The organism is Pseudomonas sp. R45(2017), assembly GCF_002112305.1.
GTDB classification, from domain to species: domain Bacteria; phylum Pseudomonadota; class Gammaproteobacteria; order Pseudomonadales; family Pseudomonadaceae; genus Aquipseudomonas; species Aquipseudomonas paraglycinae.
Map to the genome: position 1 here is coordinate 518,156 of NZ_NEHH01000001.1, position 26,091 is coordinate 544,246.

The following is a 26,091-nucleotide window of genomic DNA, read 5'->3' on the forward strand; positions in this document are numbered from 1 at the left end:
AAACTCGCTCTCCCTTTGGGAGAGAACACAAAACTGGCCCCCTCTCCCTCCGGGAGAGGGTTGGTGTGAATCAAGGAGTCACGCATGTCCACCGAACAACTGTCGAAAACCCCGCTGCACGCTCTGCACATCGAACTCGGCGCCCGCATGGTGCCGTTCGCCGGCTACGACATGCCGGTGCAATACCCGCTGGGCGTGATGAAAGAACACCAGCACACCCGTGAGCAGGCCGGGCTGTTCGATGTCTCGCACATGGGCCAGATCCGCCTGACCGGCGCCAATGCCGCCAAAGCCCTGGAAACCCTGGTGCCGGTGGACATCATCGACCTGCCGGTGGGCATGCAGCGCTACGCTATGTTCACCAACGAAACCGGCGGCATCCTCGATGACCTGATGGTCGCCAACCTCGGCAACGACGAGTTGTTCCTGGTGGTCAACGCCGCGTGCAAGGACCAGGACCTGGCCCATCTGCAGAAACACATCGGCGACCAGTGCAAGATCGAGCAACTGTTCGAAGAACGCGCCCTGCTCGCCCTGCAAGGCCCGGCTGCCGTGACCGTGCTGGCGCGCCTGGCGCCGGAAGTGGCGAAAATGACTTTCATGCAATTCACCCGCGTGAAGCTGCTGGGCGTTGACTGCTTTGTCAGCCGTTCGGGCTACACAGGTGAAGACGGTTTCGAAATCTCGGTTCCGGCAGCCGACGCAGAAAAACTCGCCCGCGCCCTGCTCGCCGAACCGGAAGTCGCCGCCATCGGCCTCGGCGCCCGTGACTCGCTGCGCCTGGAAGCCGGCCTGTGCCTGTACGGCCACGACATGAACACCGAGACCACCCCGATCGAAGCCAGCCTGCTGTGGGCAATCTCCAAGCCTCGACGTGCCGATGGTGCACGTGCCGGTGGTTTCCCGGGTGCAGAACAGGTCTTCGCTCAACAGCAGAACGGCGTTCAGCGCAAACGCGTCGGCCTGTTGCCGCAAGAGCGTACGCCGGTCCGTGAAGGTGCAGAAATCGTCAACGGAGCGTGCGAGATCGTCGGCAGCGTGTGCAGCGGCGGTTTCGGCCCGACTCTGGGCGGCCCGCTGGCCATGGGTTACCTGGACAGCGCCTACGTCGCACTCGACACGCCAGTTTGGGCGATTGTTCGTGGGAAAAAGGTGCCATTGCTTGTAAGCAAAATGCCATTTGTTCCACAACGCTACTATCGCGGTTGATTGACTGTTTCTATAAGTAACGCGATTGCGTTATGCGTGCACTAATGTGTAACGCGATCGCCATAAAACAGTGCACTCCGTTTACATTCGATTCGAATATGAACTTGGCTTATAACGTTCGAAAACAATTGAACAAGCCAATCGAATAAGCCGGACTAGTGGACCGACTAAGTGCCGGCAAGGGCAGGAAAACCGGGGCCTTCGCGGGGCTTGTTTTTCCTCCCGTAGTTGGCGTAGAGTTTGTCCACTGTGTTTGCATGGGTCAGCTTGGAATCGTGACCTGGGCAGTAGCCTACAAGTTAGCTACATCCCGTTCGACGTCTTCTTACTCTCCTGCAACCAGCCCCAGTACTCTTTCATGAGAAGGAGACTGTCATCAATTTTTGCGTCAAAGGAAATAAGAAATGTCCCAACGTCAGAGCGGTACCGTCAAGTGGTTTAACGACGAGAAAGGTTTTGGTTTTATCACTCCAGAAAGCGGTCCGGATCTGTTCGTGCATTTCCGCGCCATTCAGGGCAACGGCTTCAAGAGCCTGAAAGAAGGCCAGAAAGTGACCTTCGTTGCAGTGCAAGGCCAGAAAGGCATGCAAGCTGACGAAGTCATCGCAGAAGCCTGATTTTCTGTAACGAAAAAGCCCCTGATATTGATATCAGGGGCTTTTTTGTGGGCGCAAATCCGTAAAATGGCGCTTCACTTTCCGTCCAGAGGCTGCCATGTCGAAACACCTGCTCACTCCCCAGGGCGATTTCCCCGCCGTCGGCCTGGGCCGTCGTCTGGCAGCGATGTTCTATGACTTTCTGCTGTGCACCGCCCTGCTGATCGTGACCGGTGGCGTCTACAAGATGATTCAGGCCGCGATCATCGGTGAAGAGCGTCTGCGGGTTCTGACCGACGCCGGGCAACTGGACGGCGATCCACTGTACTCCACGGTGCTGCTGTTGGTGTTGTTCGGCTTCTTCGCCAAGTTCTGGACTCACGCCGGACAGACCCTGGGCATGCAGGTCTGGGGCATTCGCGTGCAGAACGCCGATGGCACCGCGATCAGCCTGTGGCAGGCGTTACTGCGGTTCATGGTGTCGATTGCGTCGTGGCTGTGTCTGGGCCTGGGTTTCTTCTGGTCGCTGTTCGATAAAGAGAAACGCGCCTGGCATGACATCTACTCCGACACGCAGCTCGTGCGAATCCCGAAGAAAACCAAATAATCCTCCAGATGCAAAAACGCCCCGATCCAATCGGGGCGTTTTTGTTTGCGTCGCAAGGTCAGGCGTTGCCGGCCAGTTTCATACGCGCGGCCTGAGTGAAATCGAGCATGCGCTTGAGCGGGCGGATCGCCTGGGGAATGAGAGCCGGGTCGACGAAGATCTCGTTCGAGCCCTCCTTCAGGCACTTGAGCGTGCGCTCAAGGGTGTTCATGGCCATCCACGGGCAATGTGCGCAACTGCGACACGCCGCGCCGTTACCGGCGGTTGGCGCTTCGATGAAGACCTTGTCCGGGCACAGCTGCTGCATCTTGTAGAAGATGCCGCGATCGGTGGCGACGATCAGGGTCTTGTTCGGCAGCGATTGCGCGGCAGCAATCAACTGACTGGTGGAGCCGACGGCGTCCGCCAGTTCGATCACCGAGGTCGGCGACTCCGGGTGCACCAGAATGGCGGCGTCCGGGTACAGCGCTTTCATGTCTTCCAGTTGCTTGGACTTGAACTCTTCGTGGACGATGCAGGCACCGTCCCAGAGCAGCATGTCGGCGCCGGTTTTACGCTGGATGTAGGTGCCCAGATGCTTGTCCGGGCCCCAGATAATGGTTTCGCCGTTGTCCATAAGGCTTTCGACGATTTCCAGTGCGCAACTGGAGGTCACTACCCAGTCGGCGCGGGCTTTGACCGCGGCCGAGGTGTTGGCATACACCACCACGGTGCGCTCCGGATGCTGATCGCAGAACGCCGAGAACTCGTCCACCGGACAACCCAGATCCAGCGAGCAGGTCGCTTCCAGGGTCGGCATCAGCACGCGCTTTTCAGGATTGAGAATCTTCGCGGTCTCGCCCATGAATTTCACGCCGGCAACCACCACGGTCTTGGCCGGATGGGCGTTGCCGAAGCGGGCCATTTCCAGGGAGTCGGAAACGCAACCGCCGGTTTCTTCGGCGAGGGCCTGGATGATCGGATCGCAATAAAAGTGGGCAACCAGCACCGCGTCCTGAGCCTTGAGCTCGGCGGCGATGGCGGAACGGTAATAAGCCTCTTCCTCGGCCGTCAGCGGCTTGGGCTGCTTGGCGTCGAGGTGGGCTTGTACCAGAAGGCGTTCGGAAATCTGCGTCATGTTCGCAAGACCTGCAGGCGCATTCGCGCGAAAGTCGAGTATACACCCGGCTCCGGACCGCTTGAGGGTACCGCCGGGAGAGTGAGTATTATCAGGCACGGACAGCATTGAAGCTGCGCAAGGCTACAGAATATCCCGTTGATACAAAAGATGATTCTGACCTGCGTCACGGCGGGAAGAAACGAAGGGAGGGATGCCCGAATCGCAGGCAAAAAAAAACCCGGAAATCCTCACTTTCGTGGGCCTTCCGGATTTTCTAAACCGCCAAATATGGTGGGTCGTGTGGGATTCGAACCTACGACCAATTGGTTAAAAGCCAACTGCTCTACCAACTGAGCTAACGACCCGCTGTGTGGTGGCGCGTATAATACTGATTTTTAAGGACTATTCAACACCTAATTTGAAAAAAATCAAAAATAAGGTGTCGGGTCGCTGATTCCGGCCGCCGCGAAGCCTTCTGCACGCAGTCGGCAGCTGTCGCATTTACCGCAAGCGCGGCCGTCATCGTCGGCCTGATAGCAGGAAACAGTCAGCCCGTAATCAACGCCAAGCTTCACGCCCGCCTGGACGATCTGCGCCTTGCTCAGGTTCTGCAGCGGTGCCTGGATGCGGAAACCATTGCCTTCGACGCCAGCCTTGGTTGCCAGATTGGCCATGCGCTCGAACGACTCGATGAACTCCGGACGGCAATCCGGGTAACCGGAGTAGTCCACCGCGTTGACGCCGATAAAGATGTCACGGGCGCCGAGCACTTCAGCCCAGCCCAGAGCCAGCGACAGGAAAACCGTGTTGCGCGCCGGCACGTAAGTCACCGGGATGCCTTCGCCCAGCTCTTCCGGGATATCGATGCTGGTGTCGGTCAGGGCCGAACCGCCCATACCGTTCAGGTTCAGGCCGATCACCTTGTGCTCGACCACACCCAGATCGCGGGCAACGCGAGCAGCGGCATGCAGTTCAGCGTGGGAACGCTGACCGTAATCGAAACTCATGGTGTAACAGGCGTAGCCTTCAGCGCGGGCCATGGCCACGACAGTGGCGGAATCCAGACCACCCGACAGCAGGATTACCGCACGTTTCTGGCTAGTGTTCAGTTGTTCAGTCATCTCAGCGCCCCGGCTCATCATTCCATAGATATTTATGCAGCTGCAGTTGCAGGCGCACTGGCAGGTTATCCGCCACCACCCAGTCCGCCAGATCCCGAGCGTTCAGGTCGTGGTGACTTGGAGAAAACAGCACTTCACCCGCACGTCGCTCAAGACCGTACTGGATCAGCTTCGATACCGCCCAGTCGTAGTCCTCCCTCGAGCAGATGACAAACTTCACCTGATCGTTGGGCGTCAGCAGTTCGATGTTCTCGTAACGGTTGCGATGGGCTTCTTTGGAGTCAGGCGTCTTCAGGTCGACCACCCGACTGACTCGCGGATCGACCGCCGAAATATCGAGGGCGCCGCTGGTTTCCAGCGAGACTTCGTAGCCGGCATCGCACAACTGCTTGAGCAAAGGGATGGCATTGGGTTGTGCCAGCGGCTCACCGCCAGTGACACAGACGTAGCGCGGGCGAAAGCCGGCCACTTGCTCGAGGATGTCGTCGAGGGTACGGATCGTGCCACCGCTGAACGCGTAGGCGCTGTCGCAGTATTGGCAACGCAACGGGCAACCGGTCAGGCGCACGAAAACAGTGGGCAGCCCGGCAGTCCGCGTTTCCCCCTGCAACGAGTAGAAAACTTCGGTGATTCTCAATGTGTCTTGCATAGTCGCCACGGGCGTAACAGCTAAACAGGCTGTCCGCCTCCGTCAGGCACTTCAGGCAACCCCGCCAACGCGTAGATCACCAGAAGCGTGTTTCATAAAAGGGCGTGAATTCTAACGAAAAAACCCGCGACAAGCGCGGGTTTCTTCCAAACGGGTCAAAGCTGTTACATGCGTTGCAGATCGCGCTGGGCCAATTGAGCGGCGGAGGTACCCGGATACTGGGCCACCACCTGCTGCAGAATGCCTTTGACCTTGTCGGTATGACCGAGGCGCCGTTCTACGTCAGCCAGCTTGTACAGCGAATCCGGCACTTTGGCGTGCTTGGGATACAGCTGCGACACCTTGGCGAAAGCCTGACCTGCACCTTGCAGATCGCCTTTGGCCAGGTTCACTTCACCCAGCCAGTACTGGGCGTTGCCCGCGTATTGGCTGTTCGGGTATTTACGCAGGAAAGCGGCAAACGCCTGGCTGGCCTTGTCGAAATCCTTGGCCTTGATCAGGTCGAAAGCTGCGTCGTAATACAGCTTTTCCTTGGCCGGATCAGCCGGTTCGCCACCCGCGGCAGGTGCCTGGGCGGCCGCAGCGGCCCCGGCTCCAGCGGCGGCACCGGCAGCAGCACTTGCATCGCCACCGGCAGAAGAATTCTCGGGAGTCGCGGCAGGTGCAACGCCGGATCCTATACGCCGATCAAGATCCTGGTATCGCTCCAGGGATTCCTGCTTCATGCGCGAAACTTGGTTCTGCAGTTCTTCGATCACGCCTTGCTGGCGCGATATCTGATCCTGCATTTGTTGCAGTTGGTTGAACAGCATGCCGTTTGCCGAGGCAGGGGCCGAAGCCGCTCCCCCGGCATAGGCGCCGTTCGTACCGTAACCTGCAGGCGGATAACTGCTCCCGCTATTGTTATAACCGGAGTTGTCATCGACCACAGGAACCGCAGCCCATGCCGCAAGCGGCGCGAGGCTGAGAGCCAGAACAGTTACAGCACGACGGCACGTTCGCATATCGAATTACTTACGCAGTTCGACGCGACGGTTTTGAGCCCAGGACTGCTCGTCGTTGCCGGTAGCAACTGGACGCTCTTCGCCGTAGGAAACCAGTTCCAGCTGAGCTGGGGAAACACCTTGCAGTACCAGGTAGCGCTGAACGGCTTTCGCACGACGCTCGCCCAGTGCCATGTTGTACTCACGAGTACCACGTTCGTCGGTGTTGCCTTCCAGAACAACGCGAGCGCCGTTTGCTTTCAGGTCTTTGGCGTGAACGTCCAGAGCGCGCATGGCTTCTGGCTTCAGGTCCGAGCTGTCGTATTCGAAGTAGAAGGTGGTGATTGCGCGCAGAGCAGCTTCTTCGCTCAGGGAACCGTCAACTGCACCAGTGTTTGCGCCGTAACCAGCGTTTGGATCAACAGCGCCTTCACCGGCGTTGTCGCCGCCTTTGGACGAGCAACCTACAGCTACAGCCATGGCCAGAGCCAGCGCAGCAAATTTACCAAACTTCAGCATTTCCATCGTGAAACTCCTAATGAACCCCAGTGTGTTAAGTAAAACGTAAAGCGCCGCGTCAGTTCAGGTAAGGGGACCAGGACGGTTCTCTGACTTCGCCTTGAGCGGTAGGAAGCGGGAGCCTCACGCGTCCATTAATGGACACGAGCATCAAGACTCCCCGGCCCTGCTGGCGGGTGGCGTAGATTACCATGGTGCCGTTGGGCGCAACAGTAGGCGACTCGTCCAGAGTGCTATCAGTGAGGATTTTTACACTTCCGCGCTGCAAATCCTGGGCCGCCACTTTGAAATTGGTGAAACCGTCCTGACGATGGATCATCACCAGGGTCTTTTCATCCGCCGAAAGCTTGGGGTTGGCGTTGTAGTTGCCCACGAACGTCACACGCTCGGCACCACCGCCACCGGCACTGGTCTTGTAGATCTGCGGCTTGCCACCACGGTCGGAGGTGAAGTAGATGGTCGAACCATCCTTGCCCCAGTACGGTTCGGTGTTGATGCCAGGACCTGCGGTCACACGGGTGATCTGACGCGAACCGAGGTTCATCACGTAGATGTCCGGGTTACCATCTTTCGACAGCACGAACGCCAGGCGATTGCCGTCCGGCGACCAGGCTGGCGCGCCATTCAGGCCTTCGAAGTTGGTGATCTGCTCGCGGCGACCGGTGTCGATGTTCTGCATGAAGATGCGCGGACGCTTCTGTTCGAACGAAACGTAGGCGATACGCTTGCCGTCCGGTGCAAAACGCGGCGACAGGATCGGCTCGCGCGATTGCAGCAGGGTCACGGCCCGGGCGCCGTCATAGTCCGAACGCTGCAGGGTGTAACGGGTGTTCTTCTCGGAGAAACGCTCGGCTGTGACGTACAGCAGGCGAGTCGAGAATGCACCTTTAATGCCGGTCAGTTTTTCGAACGACTGATCGGAGATGAAGTGCGCCATGTCACGCAGTTGTTCGGTGGTACCGGACACACTGCCGTCAGCCACTTTCTGCTCGGTGGCGACGTTGAACAGAGCCCACTGCACCTGCAGACGGCCACCGGCCGGCGCGATGCTGCCGACCATCATGTATTGCGCGCCCACCGCCTTCCAGTCACGGAAGATGATTTCGCTCGGCTGGCTTGGCTGGCTGATCATGTTTTGCTTTGGAATCGGCGAGTAATAGCCCGAGTTGCGCAAATCGTTACCAATGATTTCAGCCATGTCATCCGGCAGGACGGCACCGCCCTGGAAACCGAACGGTACGACGGCGATCGGAGTTGCCCGATCGCTGCCGCTGGTGACCAGAATGTTCTTTTCATCCGCCATCGCGATCCCTGCCATGCAGCAGATCACGACCAGCATTCCTCGAAGAAGGTTTCTCACAAGGCTAGATCCTCAGGTGTGAATGTCATCTTGAATGAACGATACGGAGCGAAATCGCTCGGCTTCATTCCCTGCATTTCCGTCAAACGTCCAATATTCTTGACCGCTGCCACTGCCGACGCATCGAACGGACCGTCGCCACTGGACTTGGCCACGCTGACCGAAGTCACCGTACCGTCCGGCAACATGCCGATCTGCAGCACAACCGTCATGCCTTTGCGTGCCGAAGGTGGACGTGCCCAGCCTTCCGCTGCCCGCGCACGAATCAGGTCATCGAAACTGCCCGCGACTTCATCGCCCTGCTCATCGGCCAAGGCCTGCTGGCGCTGCGGCGTGTCCGAAAGCAAATCTGCCAGGGCCTGAGCCTTTTTGTCTTCGGCGGATTTACGTGCCGCGTCCTGCGCTTTCTTCTTCGCAGCATCGGCAGCAGCTTTCTTCTTCGCGTCTTCGACGATCTTCTTCTTGGCTTCTTCAGCGGCCGCTTTCTTGGCCTCTTCTTCAGCTTTCTTCTTGGCTTCTTCTTCGGCTTTCTTCTTGGCTATATCAGCCAATTGTTTCTCTTCTGCCTTCTTGGCTTCGGCGGCTTTCTTCGCGTCGTCGGCTTTCTTGGCTTCATCAGCCTTCTTCGCCTCGTCCGCTTTCTTCGCCTCATCGGCCTTCTTGGCTTCCTCGGCCTTTTGAGCCGCTTCTTCTTTCTTTTGTTCCGCAGCCTTCACCGCTTCCTGCTCGACCTTTTTCTGCTCCATCTGCTCGACTTCGGTCTGGCGTGCGGCGGATTTCTTCGCCTCACCCGCAATCTTCTGATTGGTCTGGGTGGTTGCCTGACTTTTCGATTTCAGCTGGTACAGGGTCGCCTGGACAATCGGCTTGGCCGGCGGCAGCTCCGGAGTCAGGGCGAAACTGACGAACAGCATGCCGAACACCAGCACGTGCAAGCCAATCGCCCAGACACTAGGCCAGAAGTAGCTTTCCGAGGCGGACGGCTCTCGCTGTTGCTGCATCAGGGCGCCTCGGTGATCAAGCCAACGTTACCGACCCCGGCTTTCTGCAACCCGCCCATGGCGCCCATGACGGAGCCATAATCGACGGACTTGTCGCCACGGATGAAGACCTGGGTACGCTTGCCGCCTTCAGTGCCGGCGCGAATGATCTTGGTCACCGCGTCGGTCATCTGTGGCAGGGTCATGGCCCGGTCCTGCTGCTTCTCGGTGTCGACTTCGCTGCCAAGGTTCCAGTAGTAGGTCTTGTCCGACTTGATCGAAATGGTCAGCACCTGGGTGTTGTTGTCCTGCGGCAAGGCTTCGCTGGAAACCTTGGGCAGATCCACTTTCACGCCCTGATTGAGCATCGGCGCAGTCACCATGAAGATGACCAGCAGCACCAGCATCACGTCGATGTAAGGCACTACGTTCATCTCGGCGACCGGCTTGCGCTTGTGTCGGGCTCGAGTGATTAAAGCCATCGGGAAATACCTGCTTATTCTTCGCTGGTGTGCACTTTGCGGTGCAGGATCGCCTGGAATTCATCGGCGAAGGTGTAGTAGCGGCTCAGCAAGGTTTCGCTGCGGGCAGAGAAACGGTTGTAAGCGATAACGGCCGGGATCGCGGCGAACAGACCGATCGCGGTGGCGATCAGGGCTTCGGCGATGCCCGGTGCCACGGTGGCCAGGGTTGCCTGTTGGGCGCTGGCCAGACCACGGAAGGAGTTCATGATGCCCCAGACGGTACCGAACAGACCGATGTACGGGCTGACGGAACCGACGGTGGCGAGGAACGGCAGGCTCTGCTCGAGCTTTTCTTCTTCACGGGAGATGGCGACGCGCATGGCACGGGCCACACCTTCCATTACCGCTTCAGGGTCGACACCTGGCTGCTGACGCAGACGGGAGAACTCCTTGAAGCCGGCACGGAAGATCTGCTCGACACCCGAATCCGGATCCGGGTTGCTGCCGGCCTGACGGTAGAGTTTGGACAGGTCGATACCCGACCAGAAGCGCTCTTCGAAGCTCTCCAGGGCACGTCGACCGGCGCGCAGCAGGTTGCTGCGCTGAAAGATCATGATCCATGAGGTCACCGATGCGGCTACCAGGGTCAACATTACCAACTGCACCACGATGCTGGCATTGCTGACCAGGCTCCACATGGAGGAATGGTCGACGACGTTAGCTTCCACGCTTTATCTCCTGCTTTGAGTGTGTACCCGTGCCGACCGCGTCGGCAAAGGCCGCACGCAGGTCTTCGGGAAGGGCCCGGGGTTTCAAACTGTTAGTGCGCACACAGGCCACCAGAAACTGCCCTTCGCAGAGCAGCACATTATCCGTTGCCCGCCTGACCTGCTGTCGAAAGCGCAGGCTGGCACGGTTCAATTCGATTACATCAGCGCTTACCAGAAGCTCGTCGTCCAGTCGCGCCGGCGCGTGATAACGCGCTTCGCTGGAATGCACGACGAACAACAGGTCCTCCCCTGCCAGCGCCGACTGGGCAAAGCCCAGCTCCCGGAGCCGCTCGGTTCGAGCCCGTTCCATAAACTTGAGGTAATTAACGTAATACACGATGCCGCCCGCATCGGTGTCCTCGTAATAAACGCGACAACGATGTGCGAACGGCTCAAGCCCGTTTTGCGCGCGCATACTCTAGTGCTTACTCCTCGGGTTGCCAATCCGGCCAGGCAACTGTTTTTCATTGTTCGAAGGCTTTACCGCAAAAGTACCGTCCTGAGACAGTACAAACGCTGAATAAATCGACAATAAATGTGTATTAATCGTCCACGGCATCGAGAAACTCGTCTACCACGGGCATCTCGCCCATTCGTGTCGGAATGTTTAAACCAAAATGCAGGTACGCGTGACGAGTAACCACCCTGCCCCGCGGCGTCCGCATGATGTAACCCTGCTGAATCAGATATGGCTCCAGCACGTCTTCAATGGTGTGCCGTTCTTCGCTGATCGCTGCCGCCAGACTGTCGATGCCCACCGGACCACCGTCGAATTTCTCGATCATGGTCAACAGCAGACGCCGGTCCTGATGATCGAAACCGTGCTCGTCGACATCCAGCAGATTAAGCGCCAGATCCGCGACAGCCTTGGTGATGTGGCCCTTCGCGCGGACTTCGGCGAAATCCCGCACCCGGCGCAACAGTCGGTTGGCGATCCGCGGCGTACCACGGGCGCGGCGGGCAATCTCGAACGACCCTTCCGGATCCAGCGGCAGGCCGAGGATGCTCGCCGAACGGCTGACAATCGTTGCCAGGTCTGCGGTGCTGTAGAACTCGAGACGCTGGACAATACCGAAACGGTCACGCAACGGGTTGGTCAGCATGCCCGCCCGCGTCGTCGCGCCAACCAGGGTGAACGGCGGCAGATCGAGCTTGATCGACCGCGCCGCCGGCCCTTCACCGATCATGATGTCGAGCTGGAAATCTTCCATCGCCGGGTACAGCACTTCTTCGACGATCGGCGAGAGGCGATGGATTTCATCGATGAACAGCACGTCGTGCGGCTCAAGGTTGGTCAACAGCGCCGCCAGATCCCCCGGACGTTCCAGCACCGGGCCGGACGTGCTCTTGATCGACACGCCCATTTCCTGGGCGATGATGTTCGCCAGCGTGGTTTTACCCAGCCCCGGCGGACCGAAGATCAGGGTGTGGTCGAGGGATTCGCTACGGCCACGGGCGGCCTGGATAAACAGTTCCATCTGCTCGCGAACGGTCGGCTGGCCGATGTATTCGGCCAGGCTGACGGGACGTATCGCCCGATCCTGGACTTCTTCGCGCTCACGCGGACTGTGCGTGGCGGCGATCAGACGATCAGCTTCAATCACTTAAATCATTCCCTTCAGGGCGCGTCGAATCATGTCTTCGCTGCTCAGGCCTTTCTCTTTGATCGCGGAAATCGCCTTGCTCGCTTCCTGTGGTTTGTAGCCCAGGGAAATCAGCGCGCTGACCGCATCGTTCTCGGCGGTGTTGACCGGCGCGGGGCCGTCCGGCTGGTTCGGCACCAATGCGAACATGGCCGGCGAGGTTTCCCAGGCCTTGAAGCGATCCTTGAGTTCGACCAGCAGACGCTCGGCAGTTTTCTTGCCCACGCCCGGCACCTTGGTCAACGCCGAGGTGTCCTGGGACTGCACGCAGCGGATCAGCTCGTCGACTTCCAGACTCGACATCAAGGCCAGGGCCAGTTTCGGCCCCACACCATTGAGACGGATCAACTCGCGAAAAAAGTCTCGCTCACGCTTGCCGGCAAAACCATAGAGTAACTGCGCGTCTTCGCGTACGACCAAATGGGTGTGCAAGGTCAGCGGTTCACCGACCGACGGCAGACGATAAAGGGTGGTCATGGGCACTTCCAGCTCATACCCGAGGCCGTTTACATCCAGAATCAGGTGCGGCGGCTGTTTCTCAGCCAGAGTGCCGCGCAAGCGTCCAATCACGTTTCAGATCCTTGAGCGTTGGCCAGCCGTGGGCTGGCGACCGACAGAACATGGATTGACGGCCGACGACCCAGGCGCGAAATCCACATTCCGTGAAATTGACTGCTGATGCTATCAGAGACGCAGGCGCCCGCCACGACTGCGTGCCGTTCCCAAGCCGTGCGGCAACAGACTGGAGCGGGTGTGGGCGTGACAAATGGCAATCGCCAGGGCATCCGATGCGTCGATTTGCGGTTTGCTGGTCAGCTTGAGCATGTGCATGACCATCATCTGCACCTGCTCTTTATTGGCAGCGCCAGTTCCCACCACAGCCTGCTTGACCTGGGTGGCCGTGTACTCGGCGATTTCCAGGCTTTCTTCGGCGCCAGCAACGATAGCGGCCCCACGGGCCTGCCCGAGCTTCAGCGCCGAATCGGCGTTTTTCGCCATGAACACCTTTTCGATGCCCATAGTGACCGGGCCGTAGGTCTGGATGATTTCCCGCACGCCGCGATAGACGATCTGCAACCGTTCATGCAGCTCGCCGGCGCCGGTGCGGATACAACCCGAGGCGACGTAGATGCAACCGCCGCGTCCGGTATCGCGAACAATGCCGTAACCGGTAATGCGCGAACCGGGGTCGATACCAAGAATTAAAGTCATAAGCCTGCTGGTTCGAAAAAACACAAAAACAAATGTGGGAGATCCCGTGCTTGAGGGTAAGCCTCAAACACGGAATCTCCCACATTGAATCGTAGTCGCTCTTAACCGAGCTGAGCGGCCACGTCTTCCGGAATGTCCGCGTTGGAGTAGACGTTCTGCACGTCGTCCAGGTCTTCCAGCATGTCGATCAGCTTGAGCACCTTCTCCGCGCCCTCCAGATCCAGTTCGGCGCTGGTGGTCGGCTGCATGACGATTTCCGCGTCATCACCCTTGAAGCCGGCGGCTTCCAAGGCATTGCGTACCGCGTAGAAACCGGTGAACGAGGTGAACACGTCGATCGAGCCGTCTTCGTGGCTGACCACGTCGTCGGCATCGGCTTCCAGCGCCGCTTCCGTCAGTGCGTCTTCGTCGACGCCCGGGGCAAAGCTGATCTGCCCCTTGCGTTCGAACAGGTAGGCTACCGAACCGTCGGTACCGAGGTTGCCGCCACACTTGCTGAACGCGTGGCGAACAGCTGCTGCGGTGCGGTTGCGGTTGTCGGTCATGCACTCGACCATCACCGCCACGCCACCCGGGCCGTAACCTTCGTAGGTCAGCTCTTCAACGTTGTCGGCTTCGGTCGCGCCGGCGCCACGGGCCACGGCACGGTCGATGATGTCGCGGCTCATGTTGGCGCCCAGTGCCTTGTCCAGTGCCAGACGCAGACGCGGGTTGGAGCCCGGATCACCGCCGCCCTGACGGGCCGCCACGGTCAGCTCGCGGATCCACTTGGTGAAGATCTTGCCTCTCTTGGCATCCTGGCGTTCTTTGCGGTGCTTGATGTTCGCCCACTTGGAATGACCTGCCATAACTCGCTCCGAATTCTCTTGAACAATGCCCGCCATGCAAGTGCATCGGCCAGCAAAAAAATCTTGTTTTCAATCACTGCAGAAAGAAAAAAGGCGCATCCGAAGATGCGCCTTCAGGCCCGTCTTACTCGGCCTTTGGCGTTTCGCGCAAACGAATGTGCAATTCGCGCAATGCCTTCGCATCCACGACACCCGGCGCCTGCGTCATCACGTCGGCAGCACTCTGGGTTTTCGGGAAGGCGATCACTTCACGGATCGACTGAGCGCCGGTCATCAGCATCACCAGACGGTCCAGACCGAAGGCCAGACCACCGTGCGGCGGCGCGCCGTATTTCAGGGCGTCGAGCAGGAAGCCGAACTTCTCTTCCTGTTCCGCTTCGTTGATGCCCAGCAGACGGAACACCGCCTGTTGCATCTCTTTACGGTGGATACGGATCGAACCGCCGCCCAGCTCGGTGCCGTTCAGCACCATGTCGTAGGCACGGGACAGAGCGCCGGCCGGGTTGGCTTCCAGCTCTTCCGGCGAGCACTTCGGCGCGGTGAACGGGTGGTGCAGCGCCGAGAAGCTGCCGTCGTCGTTCTCTTCGAACATCGGGAAGTCGACGACCCACATCGGCGCCCATTCGCAGGTCAGCAGCTTCAGGTCGTGACCGAGCTTGATACGCAGCGCGCCCAGGGCTTCGCTGACGATCTTGGCCTTGTCGGCGCCGAAGAACACGATGTCACCGTCGACTGCGCCAACGCGATCGAGGATCACGTTCAGGTTGGCTTCCGGGATGTTTTTCACGATCGGCGATTGCAGACCGTCAACACCGGCAGCGCGCTCGTTGACCTTGATGTATGCCAGGCCCTTTGCACCGTAGATGCCGACGAACTTGGTGTAGTCGTCGATCTGCTTGCGCGGCATGCTCGCCCCGCCTGGTACGCGCAGTGCGGCGATACGGCATTTCGGATCGTTGGCAGGGCCGCTGAAGACCTTGAAATCAACTTCTTTCAGCTGATCGGCCACGTCGACCAGTTCCAGCGGGTTACGCAGGTCCGGTTTGTCGGAACCGTAACGGCGCATGGCTTCTTCGAAGGTCATGTGCGGGAATTCACCGAATTCCAGATCCAGCACTTCCTTGAACAGGTTGCGGATCATGCCTTCGGTCAGGCCCATGATGTCTTTTTCGTCGAGGAAGCTGGTCTCGATGTCGATCTGAGTGAACTCAGGCTGACGGTCGGCACGCAGGTCTTCGTCGCGGAAGCACTTGGCGATCTGGTAATAGCGGTCGAAGCCGGCAACCATCAGCAGTTGCTTGAACAGCTGTGGCGATTGCGGCAGCGCGAAGAACGAACCGGCGTGGGTACGGCTCGGCACGAGGTAGTCGCGCGCGCCTTCCGGAGTGGCACGGGTCAGGATCGGCGTTTCGACGTCGAGGAAGCCGTTCTCGTCCAGGTAGCGACGGATGCTGGTGGTCATGCGCGAACGCAGACGCAGCTTCTCGGCCATTTCCGGACGACGCAGGTCCAGGAAGCGATAGCGCAGACGGGTTTCTTCGCCAACGTCGGAGAACTCGTTCAGCGGGAACGGCGGGGTTTCCGACTCGTTCAGCACTTCGAGTTCGTAGCCCAGCACTTCGATCATGCCCGACGCCATGTTGGCGTTGGTGGCACCGGCCGGACGCAGACGCACCTTGCCGGTGATCTTCACGACGTATTCGCTGCGCACGCGATCGGCGGCGGCGAAGCTCTCGGCGCGATCCGGATCGAACACTACCTGGGCCAGACCGTCACGATCACGGATATCGAGGAAAATCACCCCGCCGTGGTCGCGACGACGGTGAACCCATCCGCAAAGGGTAATTTCCTGGCCTTCCAGGCTTTCGTTCAGTTGGCCGCAATAATGGCTGCGCATCATGGTAGTGGTTCGCTTCTCGTAATTCGAAATTCGGTGGAGATCCCGCTGCACTCAAGCACTGTGCAACTAGTGGAAACTCGCGCGTGTCGTTCGACCTGGGTTTGAACCCTAGTCAGATTTGTCGCCACCGGCCAGATTCTTCTTCGCGCCGGTCTTGAAATCGGTTTCGTACCAGCCGCTGCCGCTGAGGCGAAAGCCCGGCATCGACAGCTGCTTCTTGAGTTCCGGCGCCTGGCAGGCAGGACAATCGACCAGTGGTGCGTCGCTGATCTTTTGAATGGCTTCCAACTGATGACCACAGGAAGCACATTGGTAATCGTACATCGGCATGGGGTTGTCTCGGCAATCAGATTGCCAGCACGCGCAGGGCTGTGCGGCGAAAGAGCGGGATTATATCCATTAAATGCGGCCTGTGCAGCCGGAAGACTGCACAGGCCGTCTCGTCAGTGACATCCCGCGCCGTGCATCCCCGGAGAATCCCGTAGACCATGCACCACACACACCACCCGTATCAGACCGCTGAAGTTTTTCACCCCGCCATGGCGCAGGTGAACTTCACGATCGACACGGGACAACAGCGTGCCGACCGAACAGCAATTGTCCTCGGCCATCCGGCCCAGGATGTTCCAGTAAACCTGCTCCAGCCGCATGCAGGTCGCGAACCCGTTCAAGCGTACCGATCGGGACAACGGCCGGATCAGCTCCATGTCGAACCCGCCGAGAAACGGCTCCTCGAACTTGTCCTGCTGTAAAACGACAGCAATGTCGCCTCGCCTGTCTCCACCTTCCATATTGCTGACACTCCTTTGTCATTTCTGCGCCTGTGATCAAGGCGAAATCCTGAGATCTCATTAAAAGCGCAGGTGCAAAGGCAGATCCAGATGACTTTTTGACCATCCACGTAGGATAAGCCAACGCGATACGGAGGATCATGGAGCGGTGGGGTGTCTTCCTTGTTTCCTACCGTCGTGAGTGAAATTTCCGGGGGAACAAGAGAACAGCGCACGAACCATGGATGTCCATGCGCTTCCCTTCATCAAGCCTCGAGCAGTGCGCGCAACATCCACGCGGTTTTCTCGTGAACCTGCATGCGCTGGGTCAGCAGGTCGGCGGTTGGCTCATCGCTGACTTTATCCAGCAAAGGGAAAATCCCCCGCGCCGTGCGGGTGACTGCTTCCTGACCTTCGACCAGCTGCTTGATCATGTCCTCGGCACTCGGCACGCCCACCTCTTCTTTAATGGAGGAAAGACGTGCATAAGTCGCATAGGCGCCCGGCGCTGGGAAACCCAGCGCCCGGATGCGTTCGGCGATCGAGTCGACCGCCAGTGCCAGTTCGTTGTATTGCTCCTCGAACATCAGATGCAGGGTCCGGAACATCGGCCCGGTGACGTTCCAGTGGAAGTTGTGAGTCTTCAGATACAGCACGTATGTGTCGGACAGCAGGCGCGAGAGCCCTTCGACGATGGATTTGCGGTCTTCTTCACTGATACCGATATCGATTGCCATGCTTACCCCCTAACGGCGATTGAAATTCATCCAGCAGGTGTCGGTTCACTGTAGCAAGGCCACCCCCACCCCGCAGCCCCCGTATCGACCCGATAGAGGCGACAAATCGTCCCACGCGTTGCCGCTGGCCGGCGTGATTTGAGTAGCCGCAGGCTTTGCTGTTAAATAGGCAGTGTGTCGCTACGCCCCGTTTTCCGGGCCTGCGCATAGGCTGATGCCGTGCACGTGTCCAACGCCTCTTATTGTTCCGAAGCGAACCGTGCGCCTTCAGCTCTTCCTTGTGAGCCGTCATAACGTGAGTCAATAAAAATGTTGAAAATCGTCCACCTGCTAATGGGCGCAGCAGCCTTGCTGCTGTCCTTCATACCCAGCCTGAAGTCCGAAGCGGTACCTTACCTGCAACAACCCGATGCACTTTACCTGGCCTTTTTCGGCCTGCTGAACCTGATCCTTGCACCAGTTATCCCTTACTGGAACAAAGGTCCGCGCCAGCATCTGCAAAATCTGGTCAGCGCCCTGCTGGTCCTGACCGTTGTCCTGCAAACACTGACCCTGATCGCGCCGATGCCTGTCATCGCCGGCCAGCCAGCCGTGCTGTTCAGCCTGGTGATCGCACTGGTCGCCGTGGTTCTGCACCTGGCCGTCAGCTTCTACAAATCCTCCCCGGCCGCCGCCGCGCAAAGCTACGACATGAGCAACCGCGATACCGGCACCGTCAAGTGGTTCAATACCTCCAAGGGCTTCGGCTTTATCTCCCGGGATTCCGGCGATGATATTTTCGTGCACTTTCGCGCCATCCGTGGCGAAGGCCACCGCGTTCTGGTCGAAGGCCAGCGCGTGGAGTTCTCGGTGATGAACCGTGACAAGGGCCTGCAGGCCGAGGACGTGATCGCCGCCCTGCCGCGTCGCTGATCCAAGTCTCCCGCAATAAAAAAACCGCGAACAGCCAGGCTGTTCGCGGTTTTTTAATGAATGCGTTTTTAACGGGAGCACGCCCGCGCACTTCTCAATAGTGTGGCGGCGGTGCGTCTTCTTCGAAAGAACCGAACTGGCCCACCATCTCTTCCTGGCGCTTGAGTACCGCTGCCATCTGCAATTGCAGACGCTCGACCACTCGCTGCTGCTCCACCAGCACATCGTTCAATGCCTGAATGGTGTCGTCCTGAAACGCCAAGCGACTTTCCAGCTCGGTAACACGTTGTTCGAGGCTCATCACTCAGCCCTCCAGAAAGGTGAAATCTTCGTCCAGCACCAGACGCAGGCGCTCGCGGATCGCGGCCACTTGCTCGGCACTGTAAGGCCTGGCGGGATGTTTGCCCCAGACCGGTGCCGGCCAGGCGGCGTCGTCCCGTTTACGCACGATCACATGCATATGCAGCTGGCTGACCACATTACCCAGGGTCGCCACATTCATCTTGTCGGCGTCGAAGGAATCCTTGAGTACCTCGGCCAGGGTGGTGGTTTCCTGCCACAGGCGCTGCTGGTCGGCGACATCCAACTGAAACAACTCGCTGATATCGTCGCGGCGAGGCACCAGGATGAACCACGGGTAGTTGGCGTCGTTGGACAACAGCAGTCGGCAAAGCGGGAAATCGCCGATAGTCAGCGTGTCCTGTTGAAGTCGTGGATCTAAAGCAAACACTGCGCGCACTCCCGGCGAAATGACCTGTTTTCAGCTTAGCGCCCCGCTGTGAAAGCAGCGCGCCAAGCGACTGGACGGCAGCATACCTGCGATTGGAGTGACCTTCACGGCGAACAGCGTTGCCACAAGAATTCCTCCACGCCCCGGAATGTGACATTTATGCCTCGCGTGCACCAGGACAGAACCGGAAATGCGAATAAATCGAGCAAAATGACCGGCGCACACCTCAGCGTTTACGTTCATCCAGCGACCCAACTGTATGAATTCAGTACAGCCTTTGAATTTTTTTGCACCAAAACCGCACAGTGCGTCTACGCTCAGTGCGTCGGGCATCCGCCGAATACTCACCGACGGGGTGAACCGGTAACGTTTTTGGTTGTCGCGCTGCGACTTTCAGGGAGCAACACCATGCGAAGGACGGCGTCAAGCCTGTTTGAAAGGCCCTCGAAGCCCCCGGTTTTATGAGGTTTTTACAGCGTCAGACGCGCACCTTGAAAAAAACCGGAACAATTCAGCGGTTTGTGCACGCTTGTTGCATTCATACCCATATGGACTATAAGCGCACCACAAGAAGTGGATGCCTTGAGCCCCATAAAAACAGTGGCAGGGTTGCCCGATGGAGATTCAAGCGTTTTGCCAAGGGACTCTTTTTTACCGATGCTCAAGCTCTGTAAAACAGCGCTGAAGTTGTCAGTCCCATTGCATTTGGACTGTAAATTTGCGACATCTACCAAGCCGTTTGCGACACGCTCGTAAAGAAGCTGAAAGGTTGGATTCGCAAGTATCGCCAACATGGTCGGCGTGATATAAGTTTGCGCCGACACAAAAAGAAAGAGCCGCCCAGATAATAAAACAGGTGGGACGGCAGTACTCTTCTAAAACCAAAGGAGCAAATCACGATGCGCGTGATGAAGTGGAGCATGATCGCACTGGCAGTTGCTGCAGCTGCCAGTACTCAGATGGCTACGGCCGCACCGTTCGTAAGTGACCAGGCTGAAGCCAAAGGCTTTGTTGAAGACGCGAAAGCTGATTTGCTGATTCGCAACTATTACTTCAACCGTGACAACAAAGACCGTGCCCGGGACGTGAAAGACTGGACCCAAGGTATCTGGGGCAACTTCAGTTCCGGTTACACCCAAGGCACTGTTGGTGTCGGCGTTGATGCATTCGGTTACCTGGCCATTAAACTGGACGGGGGTGATGGCACCAGCGGTTCGGGCAACATGAGCCGTGAGAACACCCCGGATGCCCGTGGTGTCCGCGAAGCCAACGACAGCCAGGGTAAAGCCGGCGCTGCCATCAAGTTCCGCGTTTCCAAAACCGAGCTGAAAATCGGTGACATGCAGCCAAGCACTGCTCCAGTGTTCGCTGTCGGCGGCTCCCGTATCCTTCCTCAAACTGCCAGCGGCTTCCAGCTGCAGAGCAGCGAAGTCAAAGACCTCGATCTCGAAGCCGGTCACTTCTACGCGGCGACTGCCCAGGACAAGAACGCCCATGATGGCGAGCTGTGGGCAACCTACGCCAACGTAAAAGCCGACAGCATCGACTACTTCGGCGGCAAGTACGGCATCACTGAAAACCTCAGCGCATCGCTGTATGGCGCCAAGCTGGAAGACATCTGGAACCAGTACTACGCCAACGTCAACCTCACTACCCCGTTCGGTGGTGACACTTCGCTGAACACCGACTTCAACATCTACCGCACCACGGATACCGGCAGTGCCAACGCAGGCGAGATCAGCAACACTGCGTTCTCCCTGGCAACCGCCTTGTCGTTCCTGAAAGCACACACCATCACCCTGGCCTTCCAGAAGATCAACGGTGACACGCCGTTCGACTACATCGGTGTTGGTGGCCACGGTCCATCCAACCGTGGTGGCGACTCGATCTTCCTCGCCAACTCCATCCAGTACTCTGACTTCAACGGTCCAGGCGAGAAATCTGCCCAGATCCGTTACGACATCAAGATGGCCGAGTACGGCGTTCCAGGTCTGAGCTTCATGACCCGTTACGTGAAAGGTTGGGACATCGACGGCACCCACACTCCGGCTGGCAGCAGCTACACCGGCTTCTACGGCGAAGATGGCAAACACAACGAAACCAACTTCGAAGCCAAATACGTAGTTCAGTCTGGCCCGGCCAAAGACCTGTCCTTCCGTATTCGTCAGGCCTGGCACTTTGCTAACGCCGACGAAGGTGAAGGCGATACCAAAGAGTTCCGTCTGATCGTCGACTACCCACTGTCGATCTTGTAATCGCGAACATTTAGTTCGCGGCAACAACAAAAAGGCCCATCTTCGGATGGGCCTTTTTTGTTGTCTGCTTCTCGTACTAATTGCCTGACCGACAAGTCAGGCAATTAATTAGCAACCTATCATTACACCGCCGATTCCTGAACCACACGAATCACTCGTTGCGGAAAAGGAATATCAATGCCTGCAGTCTTTAAACGATCACGGGACTGTTCGTTAAACATGAACATCACATCCCAGTAATCCGCGGTTTTAACCCAGACGCGCAGGGAAACAGTGATCGAACTGTCACCCAGTGTCGAAATAACAGCCTGAGGTGCCGGATCCTGCAGAACACGATCATCCTTGGCCAGATCCAGCAGCACCTGACGGGCCTTTTGCAGATCGGCTTCGTAATCCACACCTACGTCGAACACAACCTTGCGGGTCGGCTGACGGTTGGTGTTGGTGATGATGCCGTTCGACAGGTTGCCGTTCGGCACGATGATGGTCTTGTTGTCACCGGTGCGCAGCACGGTGTGGAAGATCTGGATGCTGTCGACAGTACCCGCCACACCCTGGGCTTCGATCCAGTCACCGATGCGGAACGGACGGAACAGCAGAATCAGCACGCCGCCGGCGAAGTTCGCCAGGCTGCCCTGCAACGCCAGACCGATGGCTAGGCCGGCCGCACCGATCGCCGCGACGAACGAGGTGGTCTCGACGCCGATCATCGATGCCACGCTGACAATCAGCAGTACCTTGAGAATGATGTTGGCCAGGCTGCTGATGAAACCTTGCAGGGCCAGGTCGGCATTGCGCAGGGCCAGCAGGCCGCCGAGCTTTTGCGTGACCTTGTTGATCAGCCACCAGCCGATGGCCAGGGTAATCACCGCCAGCAACACACGGCTGCCGTATTCCATGATCATCGGAATCCACGCCTGGGACGCCTTGACCAGGTTGTCCACCTCAGCATTCAAATCCATCTTTTATCTCCTGATTGCCGGCTTCCCGGGCTGTAAAAAACCAGCGGCAGAAAGACCGGGCCGTAAAGGGCTCAATCGTTTCTGCCGTTGCTTGGGCCTCGGACGCTTTAAACGCCGAGAGGTTCCCGACCGAAAAGCTTAGTCGCGGAAGTTGTTGAACTGCAGTGGCATGCCGAATTCCTTGGCACGCAGGGCCGCGATGGCTTCCTGCAGGTCGTCACGCTTCTTGCCGGTCACACGCACCTGCTCGCCCTGAATGGCGGCCTGTACCTTGAGCTTGGCTTCCTTGATGTGGCCGACGATCTTCTTCGCCAGTTCCTTGTCGATGCCTTCCTTGAGGACGGCGTCCTGCTTCATCAGCTTGCCCGAGGCGAAGGAATCTTTGACTTCAAGGCACTGCACGTCGATCTTGCGCTTGACCAGGGCCAGCTTGAGGATCTCGATCATCGCTTCCAGCTGGAAATCGGCTTCAGCGGTCAGGTGGACGGTCAGGTCCTTTTCCTTGAATTCAAAGCTGCCCTTGCCTTTCAGGTCATAACGACGATCGAGTTCCTTCACGGCGTTCTCGACCGCGTTGGTGAGTTCGTGTTTGTCCAGTTCGGATACCACGTCGAACGACGGCATGTAATCTCTCCAATAAAAAGGCGCGCTCGTACGGGACGCGGCGCGCTTGGCTTGCGGTTAAAATCGGGCTCATTATAACGGGTCTTTTCCCACCGACACGGCGAGCCTTGCATGCCTGTACCTTACCGAGTGAAAAACTGATGTCCACCCCCTGGCATGTCCTCGGCGCCGGAAGTCTGGGCACGCTCTGGGCCACACGTCTGGCCCGGGCCGGATTGCCGGTCCGGCTGATCCTGCGCGACCTCGACCGCCTGCACGACTATGCAACGGCGGGCGGCCTGACCCTCGTCGAACAGGGCGTGGCCAGCCATTACGCGATCCCCGGCGAAACCCCGGACAGTCCCGGCCCCATCCGTCGCCTGCTGGTGGCCTGCAAAGCCTACGACGCCGAAGCGGCCGTGGCCGGGCTTGCCCATCGCCTGGCACCGGACGCCGAACTGATTCTTTTGCAGAACGGCCTCGGCAGCCAGGAAGCAGTCGCCGCGCGAGTCCCGCAGGCCCGCTGCATCAGCGCCTCCAGCACCGAAGGTGCGTTTCGCGATGGCGACTGGCGCGTGGTATTCGCCGGCCATGGCTACACCTGGCTCGGCGACGCCGGTCATCCTGTCGCGCCGATCTGGCTGGACGATCTTGAGGCGGCAAAAATCCCCCATGAATGGAGCGCCGACATCCTCACCCGCCTGTGGCGCAAACTGGCGCTCAACTGTGCGATCAATCCGCTGACGGTGCTGCACGACTGCCGCAACGGCGGCTTGCAGCAACATCACTGCGAAGTCGCCACGCTGTGCGGCGAACTGACCGAGCTGCTCGAACGCTGCGGGCAACCGGCGGCGGCGGACAACCTGCAACAGGAAGTGGAGCGGGTGATCCAGGCCACGGCGGCGAATTTCTCGTCCATGTATCAGGACGTGGCCAGCAAACGCCGCACCGAGATCAGCTATTTGCTTGGGCATGCCTGCAAGGTTGCAGAGCGTCATCAGTTGAACCTGCCGCATCTCAAGCAGTTGCAGCAGCGCCTGACTGCCCATCTGCACAGTCTCGGATTGCCCGTCGACTGAGCAGCGGCTACGCTGGCCACTTGTTCCTTTGCTGCGATAAACCTGATGCCATTGCGCCAGCGTCTTGAAAACCTGCCGGTCGGCCAGAAACTGCTGGCCGCCCTGCTGGTGCTGTTGACCACCGTATTGCTGGTCGCCAACCTGACCTTTATCAGCGCCGCCTATTACATTTCCCAGGAAAGCATGGCACCCCAGGCGTTGCAGACCATCGGCCGGCTGGTGTCGAACCCGAGTCTGGTGGCCGAAGCCTTGCAGTCGCCGCAAAGCGCCGAGCGCCTGCTCAAGGAACTCGACAGCTATTCCCCGCTGCGTGCCGCCGCTTTATATGACGGCAAAGGCGAACGTCTGGCGCAGCTGCAACACGGCGACAAACTCAAACTGCCGGAACGCTACCGGCACATCGAAGCCTGGCAACTGACCGAGTTTCGCAGCAACCAACTCATCACCCTGCCCCGCCCCGGCACTGCACCGGGCCACCTGCTGTTGGTGGCCAGCAGCGAACTGCCAGTCGCGTTCTACACCGGCACGCTCACGGCCAGTCTGGGGATCCTGATTTTCAGTGTGCTGCTGTGGCTGGTCATCGCCCGGCAGATCAAGCGCCTGATTACCCGCCCGATCCATCAACTGGAAGAACTGTCCCGCCAGGTGACCCGCGAGGAGAACTACGCCCTGCGCGCCTCCCGGGGCAACCATGACGAAATCGGCAGCCTCGCCGAAGCATTTAACACCATGCTTTCGCGCATCGAGGCCCGGGAGCAGCAACTCAAGCGCGCCCGCGACGACTCGCAAGCCGCCTACGATCAGGCCCAGGGGCTGGCCGAAGAAACCCGCCACACCAACCGCAAGCTGGAACTGGAAGTCCAGGTGCGCAGCAAGATCGAGAAGAAACTCACCGGGTTCCAGAACTACCTCAACAGCATCATCGACTCCATGCCCTCGGCGCTGATCGCCCTCGACGAACAGCTCTACGTGACGCAGTGGAACCAGGAGGCCAGCGCCCTTTCCGGTACACGGCTCGACGAAGCGCTGAACCAGCCGATCTTCCTCGCCTTCGAGCCGCTCAAGCCGTTTCTGCCGCAACTCAAGCAGACCGTCGAACAACACACGGTGGCGAAAATCGAGCGGGTGACGTGGTTCAAGGACGACGAGCCCAAGCACTACGCCCTCACCTTCTACCCATTGATGGGCGGCGCCGGGCGCGGCGTGGTGATCCGGATCGACGACATTACCCAGCGCCTGTCGCTGGAAGAAATGATGGTGCAGTCGGAGAAAATGCTGTCCGTGGGTGGCCTTGCCGCCGGCATGGCTCACGAGATCAACAACCCGCTGGGGGCGATCCTGCACAACGTGCAGAACATCCGCCGACGCCTGTCACCAGACCTGCCGAAGAACCTCGAACAGGCCGAACAACTGGGCATCGAACTCGATACCGTGAACCGTTATCTGCAAGGTCGGGAAGTCCCGCAACTGCTTGACGGCATCCAGCAGGCCGGCGCCCGGGCGGCGAAGATCGTCACCCACATGCTCAGTTTCAGTCGCCGCAGCAACCGCCAGATGGCACCGTGCGACCTGCCGGCGCTGATCGATCAAGCGGTGGAAATCGCCGGTAACGACTTTGACCTGGCCATCGGCTTCGACTTCAAGGGTCAGGCGATCATTCGCCAGTTCGACCCGGCGCTGGGCCCGGTGCCCGGCACCGCCAACGAACTCGAACAGGTGCTGCTCAACCTGTTGAAGAACGCCGCGCAGGCGATCCACCAGCGCGAAGATGACAGCGAGCCGGGGCGAATCACCTTGCGCACCCGGCTCAATCCGCCCTGGGCCGAGATTCAGGTCGAGGACAACGGCATCGGCATGAGCGAGAACGTGCGCAAGCGCACCTTCGAGCCGTTCTTCACCACCAAGGAAATCGGCCAGGGTACGGGCCTCGGCCTGTCGGTGTCGTACTTCATCATCACCAACAACCACAAAGGGCAGATGGAAGTGCAGTCGGCGCCGGGGCAAGGCACCTGCTTCACCCTGCGCCTGCCACTGGCGCAACCGGCGCCCATCGCCGCCGAAACCAATCAACTACCGAGGTAAA

At 58.9% G+C, this 26,091-nt stretch carries 30 protein-coding genes and 1 tRNA gene; 7 read left to right on the forward strand and 24 right to left on the reverse strand.

The window, feature by feature from the left end; translation table 11 throughout:
• Nucleotides 1-84: 84 nt before the first annotated feature.
• From gcvT to CAF74_RS02470, 3 genes are all read left to right on the forward strand, one after another.
• The gene (gcvT, locus tag CAF74_RS02460) at nucleotides 85-1,209 is read left to right on the forward strand and encodes a glycine cleavage system aminomethyltransferase GcvT (protein WP_085745200.1); all 1,125 of its coding nucleotides are present in this window, start codon (nucleotides 85-87) and stop codon (nucleotides 1,207-1,209) included.
• A gap of 404 nt (nucleotides 1,210-1,613) precedes the next feature.
• The gene (locus tag CAF74_RS02465; protein WP_011335634.1) at nucleotides 1,614-1,826 is read left to right on the forward strand and encodes a cold-shock protein; all 213 of its coding nucleotides are present in this window, start codon (nucleotides 1,614-1,616) and stop codon (nucleotides 1,824-1,826) included.
• 97 nt (nucleotides 1,827-1,923) lie between these two features.
• Complete coding sequence (locus CAF74_RS02470) at nucleotides 1,924-2,412, forward strand: RDD family protein (RefSeq protein WP_085745201.1); 489 nt, start codon at nucleotides 1,924-1,926, stop codon at nucleotides 2,410-2,412.
• Nucleotides 2,413-2,470: 58 nt separating this feature from the next.
• Here the strand turns inward: CAF74_RS02470 and nadA are convergent, their stop codons facing one another.
• The 19 genes from nadA to CAF74_RS02565 form a co-directional block, all read right to left on the reverse strand.
• Complete coding sequence (nadA, locus tag CAF74_RS02475) at nucleotides 2,471-3,529, reverse strand: quinolinate synthase NadA (RefSeq protein WP_085689392.1); 1,059 nt, start codon at nucleotides 3,527-3,529, stop codon at nucleotides 2,471-2,473.
• Nucleotides 3,530-3,800: 271 nt separating this feature from the next.
• Nucleotides 3,801-3,876 (reverse strand) — tRNA-Lys (locus CAF74_RS02480).
• A gap of 63 nt (nucleotides 3,877-3,939) precedes the next feature.
• On the reverse strand, nucleotides 3,940-4,632 hold the full coding sequence (queC, locus tag CAF74_RS02485; protein WP_007951197.1) for a 7-cyano-7-deazaguanine synthase QueC: 693 nt from the start codon (nucleotides 4,630-4,632) through the stop codon (nucleotides 3,940-3,942).
• A gap of 1 nt (nucleotide 4,633) precedes the next feature.
• Nucleotides 4,634-5,281, reverse strand: a complete 648-nt coding sequence (gene queE, locus CAF74_RS02490; protein ID WP_007951198.1) for a 7-carboxy-7-deazaguanine synthase QueE — start codon at nucleotides 5,279-5,281, stop codon at nucleotides 4,634-4,636.
• Between the two features lie 164 nt (nucleotides 5,282-5,445).
• Nucleotides 5,446-6,285: a tol-pal system protein YbgF gene (gene ybgF / locus CAF74_RS02495; protein WP_007951199.1), complete on the reverse strand. Its 840-nt coding sequence runs from the start codon at nucleotides 6,283-6,285 to the stop codon at nucleotides 5,446-5,448.
• 6 nt (nucleotides 6,286-6,291) lie between these two features.
• Nucleotides 6,292-6,789, reverse strand: coding sequence for a peptidoglycan-associated lipoprotein Pal (pal, locus tag CAF74_RS02500; RefSeq protein ID WP_003178634.1), 498 nt, complete (start codon nucleotides 6,787-6,789; stop codon nucleotides 6,292-6,294).
• 52 nt (nucleotides 6,790-6,841) lie between these two features.
• Nucleotides 6,842-8,122, reverse strand: a complete 1,281-nt coding sequence (tolB, locus tag CAF74_RS02505) for a Tol-Pal system beta propeller repeat protein TolB (protein ID WP_162831782.1) — start codon at nucleotides 8,120-8,122, stop codon at nucleotides 6,842-6,844.
• A 17-nt stretch (nucleotides 8,123-8,139) separates the two neighbouring features.
• Nucleotides 8,140-9,144 carry a cell envelope integrity protein TolA gene (gene tolA / locus CAF74_RS02510; RefSeq protein WP_085745202.1) on the reverse strand — a complete coding sequence of 335 codons (1,005 nt, stop codon included), beginning with the start codon at nucleotides 9,142-9,144 and terminating at the stop codon, nucleotides 8,140-8,142.
• A complete protein-coding gene (gene tolR / locus CAF74_RS02515; RefSeq protein WP_162130475.1) occupies nucleotides 9,144-9,596 on the reverse strand; it encodes a protein TolR in 453 nt (150 codons plus the stop codon). The genes tolA and tolR overlap by 1 nt, the downstream gene beginning before the upstream one ends.
• A gap of 23 nt (nucleotides 9,597-9,619) precedes the next feature.
• Entirely contained in the window at nucleotides 9,620-10,315 is a 696-nt protein-coding gene (tolQ, locus tag CAF74_RS02520; RefSeq protein ID WP_007912733.1) for a protein TolQ, read from the reverse strand.
• Nucleotides 10,305-10,772, reverse strand: coding sequence for a tol-pal system-associated acyl-CoA thioesterase (ybgC, locus tag CAF74_RS02525; protein ID WP_007951203.1), 468 nt, complete (start codon nucleotides 10,770-10,772; stop codon nucleotides 10,305-10,307). The genes tolQ and ybgC overlap by 11 nt, the downstream gene beginning before the upstream one ends.
• A gap of 127 nt (nucleotides 10,773-10,899) precedes the next feature.
• A complete protein-coding gene (gene ruvB / locus CAF74_RS02530) occupies nucleotides 10,900-11,961 on the reverse strand; it encodes a Holliday junction branch migration DNA helicase RuvB (protein ID WP_085745203.1) in 1,062 nt (353 codons plus the stop codon).
• Nucleotides 11,962-12,570 carry a Holliday junction branch migration protein RuvA gene (gene ruvA / locus CAF74_RS02535; RefSeq protein WP_007951205.1) on the reverse strand — a complete coding sequence of 203 codons (609 nt, stop codon included), beginning with the start codon at nucleotides 12,568-12,570 and terminating at the stop codon, nucleotides 11,962-11,964. It abuts the gene before it with no gap.
• Nucleotides 12,571-12,684: 114 nt separating this feature from the next.
• A complete protein-coding gene (gene ruvC / locus CAF74_RS02540; RefSeq protein ID WP_007951206.1) occupies nucleotides 12,685-13,212 on the reverse strand; it encodes a crossover junction endodeoxyribonuclease RuvC in 528 nt (175 codons plus the stop codon).
• A gap of 101 nt (nucleotides 13,213-13,313) precedes the next feature.
• Nucleotides 13,314-14,060 carry a YebC/PmpR family DNA-binding transcriptional regulator gene (locus CAF74_RS02545; RefSeq protein WP_085745204.1) on the reverse strand — a complete coding sequence of 249 codons (747 nt, stop codon included), beginning with the start codon at nucleotides 14,058-14,060 and terminating at the stop codon, nucleotides 13,314-13,316.
• A gap of 124 nt (nucleotides 14,061-14,184) precedes the next feature.
• The gene (gene aspS, locus CAF74_RS02550; RefSeq protein WP_007951209.1) at nucleotides 14,185-15,960 is read right to left on the reverse strand and encodes an aspartate--tRNA ligase; all 1,776 of its coding nucleotides are present in this window, start codon (nucleotides 15,958-15,960) and stop codon (nucleotides 14,185-14,187) included.
• Between the two features lie 108 nt (nucleotides 15,961-16,068).
• Nucleotides 16,069-16,290: an FmdB family zinc ribbon protein gene (locus CAF74_RS02555; RefSeq protein ID WP_007951210.1), complete on the reverse strand. Its 222-nt coding sequence runs from the start codon at nucleotides 16,288-16,290 to the stop codon at nucleotides 16,069-16,071.
• Nucleotides 16,291-16,403: 113 nt separating this feature from the next.
• Complete coding sequence (locus CAF74_RS02560; RefSeq protein WP_085745205.1) at nucleotides 16,404-16,751, reverse strand: ribbon-helix-helix domain-containing protein; 348 nt, start codon at nucleotides 16,749-16,751, stop codon at nucleotides 16,404-16,406.
• A 245-nt stretch (nucleotides 16,752-16,996) separates the two neighbouring features.
• Nucleotides 16,997-17,467 carry a Dps family protein gene (locus CAF74_RS02565; protein ID WP_039766007.1) on the reverse strand — a complete coding sequence of 157 codons (471 nt, stop codon included), beginning with the start codon at nucleotides 17,465-17,467 and terminating at the stop codon, nucleotides 16,997-16,999.
• Between the two features lie 309 nt (nucleotides 17,468-17,776).
• Between CAF74_RS02565 and CAF74_RS29490 the strand changes: the two genes are divergently transcribed.
• Entirely contained in the window at nucleotides 17,777-18,379 is a 603-nt protein-coding gene (locus CAF74_RS29490) for a cold-shock protein (RefSeq protein WP_007951213.1), read from the forward strand.
• A 94-nt stretch (nucleotides 18,380-18,473) separates the two neighbouring features.
• On the opposite strand, the gene CAF74_RS02575 is transcribed toward CAF74_RS29490, so the two are convergent.
• From CAF74_RS02575 to CAF74_RS28890, 3 genes are all read right to left on the reverse strand, one after another.
• On the reverse strand, nucleotides 18,474-18,680 hold the full coding sequence (locus CAF74_RS02575; protein WP_007951214.1) for a SlyX family protein: 207 nt from the start codon (nucleotides 18,678-18,680) through the stop codon (nucleotides 18,474-18,476).
• A 3-nt stretch (nucleotides 18,681-18,683) separates the two neighbouring features.
• Nucleotides 18,684-19,109: an HIT domain-containing protein gene (locus CAF74_RS02580; RefSeq protein ID WP_085745206.1), complete on the reverse strand. Its 426-nt coding sequence runs from the start codon at nucleotides 19,107-19,109 to the stop codon at nucleotides 18,684-18,686.
• A 470-nt stretch (nucleotides 19,110-19,579) separates the two neighbouring features.
• Complete coding sequence (locus tag CAF74_RS28890; protein WP_127799562.1) at nucleotides 19,580-19,933, reverse strand: hypothetical protein; 354 nt, start codon at nucleotides 19,931-19,933, stop codon at nucleotides 19,580-19,582.
• A 75-nt stretch (nucleotides 19,934-20,008) separates the two neighbouring features.
• Here CAF74_RS28890 and CAF74_RS02585 point away from each other — a divergent pair, with 75 nt between their 5' ends.
• Nucleotides 20,009-21,364, forward strand: coding sequence for an OprD family porin (locus CAF74_RS02585; RefSeq protein WP_085745207.1), 1,356 nt, complete (start codon nucleotides 20,009-20,011; stop codon nucleotides 21,362-21,364).
• Between the two features lie 122 nt (nucleotides 21,365-21,486).
• Here CAF74_RS02585 and CAF74_RS02590 read toward each other — a convergent pair whose 3' ends face one another.
• Entirely contained in the window at nucleotides 21,487-22,326 is an 840-nt protein-coding gene (locus CAF74_RS02590) for a mechanosensitive ion channel family protein (RefSeq protein WP_007951217.1), read from the reverse strand.
• A 138-nt stretch (nucleotides 22,327-22,464) separates the two neighbouring features.
• Nucleotides 22,465-22,950, reverse strand: a complete 486-nt coding sequence (locus tag CAF74_RS02595; RefSeq protein WP_007951218.1) for a YajQ family cyclic di-GMP-binding protein — start codon at nucleotides 22,948-22,950, stop codon at nucleotides 22,465-22,467.
• 140 nt (nucleotides 22,951-23,090) lie between these two features.
• Here CAF74_RS02595 and CAF74_RS02600 point away from each other — a divergent pair, with 140 nt between their 5' ends.
• Nucleotides 23,091-24,008, forward strand: coding sequence for a putative 2-dehydropantoate 2-reductase (locus CAF74_RS02600; protein WP_085745208.1), 918 nt, complete (start codon nucleotides 23,091-23,093; stop codon nucleotides 24,006-24,008).
• A gap of 45 nt (nucleotides 24,009-24,053) precedes the next feature.
• Entirely contained in the window at nucleotides 24,054-26,090 is a 2,037-nt protein-coding gene (locus CAF74_RS02605; protein WP_085745209.1) for a HAMP domain-containing sensor histidine kinase, read from the forward strand.
• The last annotated feature ends 1 nt before the right edge of the window (nucleotide 26,091 follow it).

Bases quoted from the DNA above. Each gene is read 5' to 3' on its own strand.
- queC (WP_007951197.1), bottom strand. From the start codon at position 4,632: ATGACTGAACAACTGAACACTAGCCAGAAACGTGCGGTAATCCTGCTG.
- CAF74_RS02605 (WP_085745209.1), top strand. From the start codon at position 24,054: ATGCCATTGCGCCAGCGTCTTGAAAACCTGCCGGTCGGCCAGAAACTG.
- CAF74_RS02565 (WP_039766007.1), bottom strand. From the start codon at position 17,467: ATGGCAATCGATATCGGTATCAGTGAAGAAGACCGCAAATCCATCGTC.
- CAF74_RS02585 (WP_085745207.1), top strand. From the start codon at position 20,009: ATGCGCGTGATGAAGTGGAGCATGATCGCACTGGCAGTTGCTGCAGCT.
- CAF74_RS02470 (WP_085745201.1), top strand. From the start codon at position 1,924: ATGTCGAAACACCTGCTCACTCCCCAGGGCGATTTCCCCGCCGTCGGC.
- CAF74_RS02590 (WP_007951217.1), bottom strand. From the start codon at position 22,326: ATGGATTTGAATGCTGAGGTGGACAACCTGGTCAAGGCGTCCCAGGCG.
- CAF74_RS02545 (WP_085745204.1), bottom strand. From the start codon at position 14,060: ATGGCAGGTCATTCCAAGTGGGCGAACATCAAGCACCGCAAAGAACGC.
- CAF74_RS02560 (WP_085745205.1), bottom strand. From the start codon at position 16,751: ATGGAAGGTGGAGACAGGCGAGGCGACATTGCTGTCGTTTTACAGCAG.
- nadA (WP_085689392.1), bottom strand. From the start codon at position 3,529: ATGACGCAGATTTCCGAACGCCTTCTGGTACAAGCCCACCTCGACGCC.
- gcvT (WP_085745200.1), top strand. From the start codon at position 85: ATGTCCACCGAACAACTGTCGAAAACCCCGCTGCACGCTCTGCACATC.
- CAF74_RS29490 (WP_007951213.1), top strand. From the start codon at position 17,777: ATGTTGAAAATCGTCCACCTGCTAATGGGCGCAGCAGCCTTGCTGCTG.
- tolB (WP_162831782.1), bottom strand. From the start codon at position 8,122: ATGCTGGTCGTGATCTGCTGCATGGCAGGGATCGCGATGGCGGATGAA.
- CAF74_RS02575 (WP_007951214.1), bottom strand. From the start codon at position 18,680: ATGAGCCTCGAACAACGTGTTACCGAGCTGGAAAGTCGCTTGGCGTTT.
- aspS (WP_007951209.1), bottom strand. From the start codon at position 15,960: ATGATGCGCAGCCATTATTGCGGCCAACTGAACGAAAGCCTGGAAGGC.
- queE (WP_007951198.1), bottom strand. From the start codon at position 5,281: ATGCAAGACACATTGAGAATCACCGAAGTTTTCTACTCGTTGCAGGGG.
- ybgC (WP_007951203.1), bottom strand. From the start codon at position 10,772: ATGCGCGCGCAAAACGGGCTTGAGCCGTTCGCACATCGTTGTCGCGTT.
- CAF74_RS02555 (WP_007951210.1), bottom strand. From the start codon at position 16,290: ATGCCGATGTACGATTACCAATGTGCTTCCTGTGGTCATCAGTTGGAA.
- ruvC (WP_007951206.1), bottom strand. From the start codon at position 13,212: ATGACTTTAATTCTTGGTATCGACCCCGGTTCGCGCATTACCGGTTAC.
- CAF74_RS02595 (WP_007951218.1), bottom strand. From the start codon at position 22,950: ATGCCGTCGTTCGACGTGGTATCCGAACTGGACAAACACGAACTCACC.
- CAF74_RS02600 (WP_085745208.1), top strand. From the start codon at position 23,091: ATGTCCACCCCCTGGCATGTCCTCGGCGCCGGAAGTCTGGGCACGCTC.
- pal (WP_003178634.1), bottom strand. From the start codon at position 6,789: ATGGAAATGCTGAAGTTTGGTAAATTTGCTGCGCTGGCTCTGGCCATG.
- tolA (WP_085745202.1), bottom strand. From the start codon at position 9,144: ATGCAGCAACAGCGAGAGCCGTCCGCCTCGGAAAGCTACTTCTGGCCT.
- CAF74_RS02465 (WP_011335634.1), top strand. From the start codon at position 1,614: ATGTCCCAACGTCAGAGCGGTACCGTCAAGTGGTTTAACGACGAGAAA.
- ybgF (WP_007951199.1), bottom strand. From the start codon at position 6,285: ATGCGAACGTGCCGTCGTGCTGTAACTGTTCTGGCTCTCAGCCTCGCG.